This window comes from Candidatus Clostridium helianthi (assembly GCF_045310795.1).
Lineage (GTDB): Bacteria > Bacillota > Clostridia > Clostridiales > Clostridiaceae > Clostridium > Clostridium helianthi.
The window spans coordinates 1-6,191 of record NZ_JBJIAB010000079.1; the positions used below are offsets into that span (position 1 = coordinate 1).

Annotated in this window: 7 protein-coding genes; 6 read left to right on the forward strand and 1 reads right to left on the reverse strand. The window is 28.8% G+C overall.

What is annotated here, in order from left to right; all coding sequences use genetic code 11:
• The first annotated feature begins 100 nt into the window (after positions 1-100).
• Entirely contained in the window at positions 101-637 is a 537-nt protein-coding gene (locus tag ACJDTP_RS27030) for a GNAT family N-acetyltransferase (protein ID WP_078117320.1), read from the forward strand.
• Between the two features lie 690 nt (positions 638-1,327).
• On the opposite strand, the gene ACJDTP_RS27035 is transcribed toward ACJDTP_RS27030, so the two are convergent.
• The gene (locus ACJDTP_RS27035) at positions 1,328-2,662 is read right to left on the reverse strand and encodes an ATP-binding protein (RefSeq protein ID WP_406762965.1); all 1,335 of its coding nucleotides are present in this window, start codon (positions 2,660-2,662) and stop codon (positions 1,328-1,330) included.
• Between the two features lie 573 nt (positions 2,663-3,235).
• Between ACJDTP_RS27035 and ACJDTP_RS27040 the strand changes: the two genes are divergently transcribed.
• The 5 genes from ACJDTP_RS27040 to ACJDTP_RS27060 all read left to right on the forward strand — a co-directional run.
• Positions 3,236-4,177 (forward strand): IS982 family transposase, encoded by a 942-nt coding sequence (locus ACJDTP_RS27040; RefSeq protein ID WP_406762966.1) that lies wholly within the window; start codon positions 3,236-3,238, stop codon positions 4,175-4,177.
• A gap of 117 nt (positions 4,178-4,294) precedes the next feature.
• Positions 4,295-5,158, forward strand: coding sequence for an ABC transporter substrate-binding protein (locus tag ACJDTP_RS27045; RefSeq protein WP_406762967.1), 864 nt, complete (start codon positions 4,295-4,297; stop codon positions 5,156-5,158).
• A gap of 181 nt (positions 5,159-5,339) precedes the next feature.
• Positions 5,340-5,648 (forward strand): spore coat associated protein CotJA, encoded by a 309-nt coding sequence (locus ACJDTP_RS27050; protein WP_077869316.1) that lies wholly within the window; start codon positions 5,340-5,342, stop codon positions 5,646-5,648.
• A 9-nt stretch (positions 5,649-5,657) separates the two neighbouring features.
• Positions 5,658-5,921 (forward strand): spore coat protein CotJB, encoded by a 264-nt coding sequence (locus ACJDTP_RS27055; protein ID WP_026889622.1) that lies wholly within the window; start codon positions 5,658-5,660, stop codon positions 5,919-5,921.
• 6 nt (positions 5,922-5,927) lie between these two features.
• Positions 5,928-6,191, forward strand: a 264-nt coding sequence (locus ACJDTP_RS27060; RefSeq protein ID WP_406762968.1) for a manganese catalase family protein, incomplete at its 3' end; no start/stop codon positions are given.

Sequence of the window (6,191 nt, forward strand, 5' to 3'; positions counted from 1 at the left end):
TATAAAATTAAGTATAGATTTATTTTAATTATGTGCTATTTTTAGGTCTCAACATCGCAATCAACACAACTCATATTGTGAAGTTATAGGAGCGTATAGAATGAAAGAATTCTTTTTAAAATCAATAAGAATTGGATTTTCAATATGGAGTGAAAATGATATATGTGATGCTTTAGAATTATGGGGAAATCCAGAAGTAACAAAATTTATCACAGCAGAAGGCACGATGTCAAAAGAACAAGTACAACAAAGGCTAAGAAATGAAATAGAAAATTATAACAATTACAATATTCAATATTGGCCAATTTATTTAATAGAAACTAATGAAAATTTAGGATGCTGCGGTTTACGGCCATATGATCATGAGAACAATATATTAGAAATGGGAATTCATTTAAAAGAGAAGTATTGGGGAAAAGGGATTGCTAAAGAAGCATGTTTTGCAGTAATGGAATATGCTTTTAGAAATCTTAATGCTAATGCACTTTTTACTGGACATAATCCTAAAAATTCAGCATCTGCTCAATTGCTAAAAAAACTTGGATTTGTTTACACCCATGATGAATATTATCCACCAACAAAATTATACCATCCTTCATACTTGATGAAGAAACAAAACTACATGGATGTGCACTAAAAGGCAATATTCATAAATCATGAATCAAAAATTAAATAATAAATTGTAAAATCGTATTATTCAAGAAAATGAATTTACGATTTTTTTGTGTGCAATTTTCATATATTTAGTATTATAATTGACAATCCCATCTATAATTTTAAGGCTATATTTCAACATTATATTAAAACATAGCCTTATATTGCTTAAGAAATGAAAATGAAAAAAACTTTTTTACAAGTTTTATTATACTTACACTACCTTAACATTAACTTAATGAAATTCAAAAAATATTATTATATATGTTGCAAAAATAATTCTCAATCATGGTTCTAAAAATCTTGCAATAATTTTAACCATAATTGTGCATTGTGAAATGTGCATTGTGCACTGCTACAGATACTTTCTAATTATGTAGTTAATTTACTTATCACAGAATAATAAATAAATGTATAAATCAAACCCGTAAGTGCAATAAATCCTAAAAAGTACTTTATTAATTTTAATACTTTTGACATAAATCTAATCCTTTCACTTTCTTTTTATTTTAGCGATACATGAAAATATGGTTTTATTATTATTTTCATGATACATCAAAATACCGTTAGTTTCTGAAAATGTTAAACTTTATTTGTAAGTTTATTCAAATATCTTCTACAAAATTATAATTTTACATAATCCAATATATCTACATATGAAAACTTAATTTAATTAAATCAACTCGAACTGCCTAACTGAGACATTTTCAACATTTCTTGTTATTGGCAGCTTCATAAAAAATGTTGTTCCCTTACCCAGCTCTGTATCAAACCATATTTTTCCCTTATGAATATTTGTAATTGTATGATAGACCATAAACAAGCCAAGCCCCGTTCCTCCACTTCTTCTAAAAGAAAACGGTTCAAATAAAGTTTCATTGAGCTCCTCTGGAATGCCCCCAGCTGTATCTTTAATTATAATGAGTATGGAATTTTTATAATTTTCAGTTGTAACTTCAATTGACCCACCAATATCCATTGCTTGAATTGCATTGTTTATAAGATTCTCTATTGCCCTCTTTAAAAGCTTTTTTGATATGTTCGCATATTCATCTACATTGTCTACCAATGATAACTTTATATTTTTATGATTGCAAATAGGCTGAAAAGAGTTTAAAACATCTTTTATTAGAGGAGTTACCTTCTGTGGTGTAAGCTCTTCTGGTTTAAATATACTCAAGAGTTCCATTACCATATCATTCATTTCGTCAACTTGATTAATTATTCTATTAAAATAATTATCCATCCTAGCTTTATCTGAAGTTGCTATGCCAAGCTGACCTAATCCTCTAACTACAGATAGTGGATTTTTAAGATCGTGAACAGCTGTTGCAATTAATTCACTTGTTGCAGTTAAATTAATTCCAGTTGAGGTATTACTAAATTTATCATTAATATATTTCATAGCTGTCTCAATTGAATTTATACAAGCTATAAAAGAGTGTAATTTCACCGGATTCATATGTTCAACTGGAACACTTATTCCAATTGCCCCTATGATATTTTCATTATTTATAATTGGCACCCCTATACACCCACACTTACAATCAGGCATACCATAGTGTTCTGCCCCATAAACCAAAATTGGCTGCCCCAGTGCCAATGCAGTTCCTATCCCATTATTCCCAACATTTTCTTCTGACCAATTTACCCCAAGAGAAAAACCTTCTATTATTCCACCCAGTTCTTCAGTCTTTTCTCTAAACTCAATGATCCATCCATCATTATCTGATAACGCAATTGTATGTGGAATATTTGCTAAACTCATAGAGAGCGAATCCATATATAAATTTGATATTTCTGTCAATTTATAATTTTCCTTCTTCTTTTTTTCAACATCCCTACTTGATAAAAACTCAAATTTAACTTTGTTAGGATTCATTCCTAACTTCTCACATCTTTTCCATGACTCTAATGTAATTTGTCTAGCTGTTGGATTTTCATTTATAGCTGATATAAAATCATCCCAAGATGAGAAATTATTGCTTATTTCTAATAGACACCTCATTCGTGACTTTCACCCCATACATTTATTGTTTGACTATAAGCCAAATCTATTATTGTTTATTATTCGCTAATCAGCTTCAAATTCCTCTTTTTCAACAAAATAATACATTATAAGATAAATAATCGGTTACTTAACTCTCTAATTATGGATTAGCTATTAATATTATCGTTTAACAGCTATATTTTCTTTTAACTTGTCACACTGAAAGTGGGAGCATGCTAAAGTGGGTACAACCTGCTGCTTAGAACCTTCAGCGATATTTTCATAGCTTTTAAGAATCAAAATATTTATGATTTCGGTAATTTATCACATAAACTTAGTTTTAAAGTTAGATATCTATATCATAAATTTTTATTTAAATCTTTGCCAACCTTTATTATACATTCCTTTTCTTAATATTACCTTAATTATAGGAATTTTTTTGATTTAATATTGAGTTTCTTTAATGAATAATTTTATATTAAGTTAACGCGTTGTGCTAGTTAAAATTTAATAAAGAAAAACTCTAACAAAATTTAATCATCCCAATTATAATTAAATTAACACTAAAAGTATAATAAGGAGATGATTAAAATGTTAGAGTTCACTTATTATAATACTGAAAAAATTGCTAATTTAAAAGATTTTTTTATAGTTTCGTTTGTGTTAATCGATTATGTTTACAATGAAGTAATTCCTGAATCCATCAAAAATAGAAGAAATATTTCTGAATCTAAGCTCTCAGACTCAGAAATAATAACAATTAGTATCGTAGGCGAAGCCCTTACAATTGATTCTGAAAAAGCTTGGTTCTATTTTGTTAAAAAAAATTATTCGGATTTATTTCCTAATATTTGCGATAGAACAAGATTTAACAGAACCAAAAGAAATTTATACAAAGTAATTTTAGAAATCCAAAGATACTTTTCAAGTCTGCCAATATTTAGTGATGATGATACTAGAATTATTGATAGTATGCCTATCCCAGTATGCAAATTCGGAAGAGCCTACTTTAGTAAATTATTCAAGGACATATCAACTTATAGTTATTGCGCTTCAAAAAAGGAAACTTATTTTGGATTGAAACTTCACGCTTTAATTACTACTGATGGTTTCATAACAGATTTTCTTTTAACGACTGCTAATACTGATGATAGAGATGCTGTGTTCGAACTCATTCAAACAAACACCAATATAAAGATACTCGCTGATAAAGGATACATCGGTAATGAGCTTAAAGTATCATTAGCTAAAGAAAAAGAAATCTTGTTTCTATCGCTGAAGAGAAAAAATAGTAAAACACCACTAGAAAAACGACTTCGTAACGCTTTATCAAAAGCGCGTCGGAGAGTTGAAACTAGTTTTTCTCAATTAGCTGGCCAATTTAATATTGCAAGAGTTCTAGCTAAGTCAAAGTGGGGATTAATGCTGAGAATTACTCTAAAAATACTTACTCATAATATATCATTTGTACTAAATGCAATTACAGGAAATACTATTCATATAGCTCAAATTAAACATCTTGCATTTGGTTAAAATTTATTAAATTTTACTCAAGGATATTTTGCGCATTTTTATACTACAATAATTGCAATATAAAAATTAGCACAACGCGTTAAGTTAAGATAATAATAAAAAGGAGAAATTTAGCATATGAAAATTCATAAAAAATTGCTTATTTTTATTATGTTATCAATGAATATTATTCAATTAATATTTTGTGGCGCTAATATATCTAATAATAAAGTATCAAAAGATAGATTAGAAATAGTAAAAGAAAAAGGGGTACTGGTTGTTGCATCTTCAAATGATATTCCCTTTGCTTACATAGACCCAAAAACTAAAGAATTTACTGGAATCGATGCAGAAATTATAAGAGAAGCTGCTAAAAGGCTTGGGATAAACAAGGTAGAAATAAAGCAAATTCCATTTAACGATTTACTAAAACAATTAAATACAGATGACAGCATAGATATAGTAGCTGATGGAATGTATATTACAGATGAACGGAAAAAAGAAGCATTATTTACAAATATATTGTATAAAGAATCTGAAGCAATAATTACCCCTAAAGTATCAAAAATTGTCTTTAAGGAGGATCTAAAAAATGCTGTGGTAGGTGCACAACTAGGAACAGCTTTTTTAAATCTAGCCCAAAAATGGAAAACAGAAGGCATCGTAAAAGATATAGTTTCATTTAAAAATCAAAATGATTTATTATCAGCTGTAAGTACTAAAAAAATAGATGCTGCAATAACCGATTCTATTTTTGCTTCATACATGATCTTTCGAAATAATTTATATTTGAGAGTATTGCCTCCAACAGATTATACTCCTGAATCCCCTGGTAAAATAGCTGCTGCTGTTAGGAAAAATGATATTACTTTAGCAAAAGCAATAAATGAAAAAATAGATGAAATGAAATATGATAAAACAATTCCTGAAATACTCGAAAAATACGGTTTAAATAGCAATTACTTTGTTTCAGTTACTGATGGTCATATTTATCAAAATTAAAGTGAAGGTAGTAATTAGTTTTTCTAAATACTGCCTTTATTTTAATTTCGCACTCCTTTATAACATTTTCAGACAATGAATATCAAAAATTCAAAATATATTTTATAAATTATCACATTATTTCATAATACGCATAAGATACTTATATAAATGAACAACAAATGAAGGAGTGTTAACCCTTATGTACAGACGCGACGATGATGACTGTATGTGTAAATCAAAAGAATACTCAAAAGAATATTCCAAAGAGTATTCAAAAAAATATGAATATGCACGCGCATATATATTACCTCAAAAATATGAGAATTTGTATTCTTGCAAAGAAGGCTTTGTAAAAGGAACAATATTTAAAGACCTTTACAGACCATATAAAAAACAGCATGATCATAAAGGCTATGATTGTGACCATGACCATCATGAGCATGAGCACGAACATGAATATGATCATGAATATGAATTTGAATACAAGAAAATCAAATACGAGAGGTGATATAATATTATGAACCAACGAGAGATGCTAAATAGTATAAGAGTTTATCAGTTTTGTGCTGTAGAACTAAACCTATTCCTCGACAATTTTCCTGAAGATAAAAACGCTAAAGAAGATTACAACAAGGTATCTTGTAAGTTAACTGAACTAATTAGCGCATATGAAAAAAACTTTGGCCCATTAACAAACTTTGGATCTGCATATGTAGAAAATCCAAAAGCTTGGGTAAATACACCATGGCCTTGGGAAAATTGTAGCAGGGAGGAGGAATAAGAGTTTATGTGGTACTATGTAAAAAATTTAGAATATCCAGTGAATCTTAACAAATGCAAAGATCTTAATATGGCAAAATTGCTAATAACTCAATATGGTGGTCCTGACGGAGAATTAAGTGCTGCCTTGAGATATTTAGATCAACGTTTTACTATGCCAACTGGAAAATCAAAAGGATTACTAACAGATATAGGAACAGAAGAAATGGCCCATGTAGAAATAATTGCTACAATGGTATATCAACTTATGGAAAACGCAACTATAGAAGAG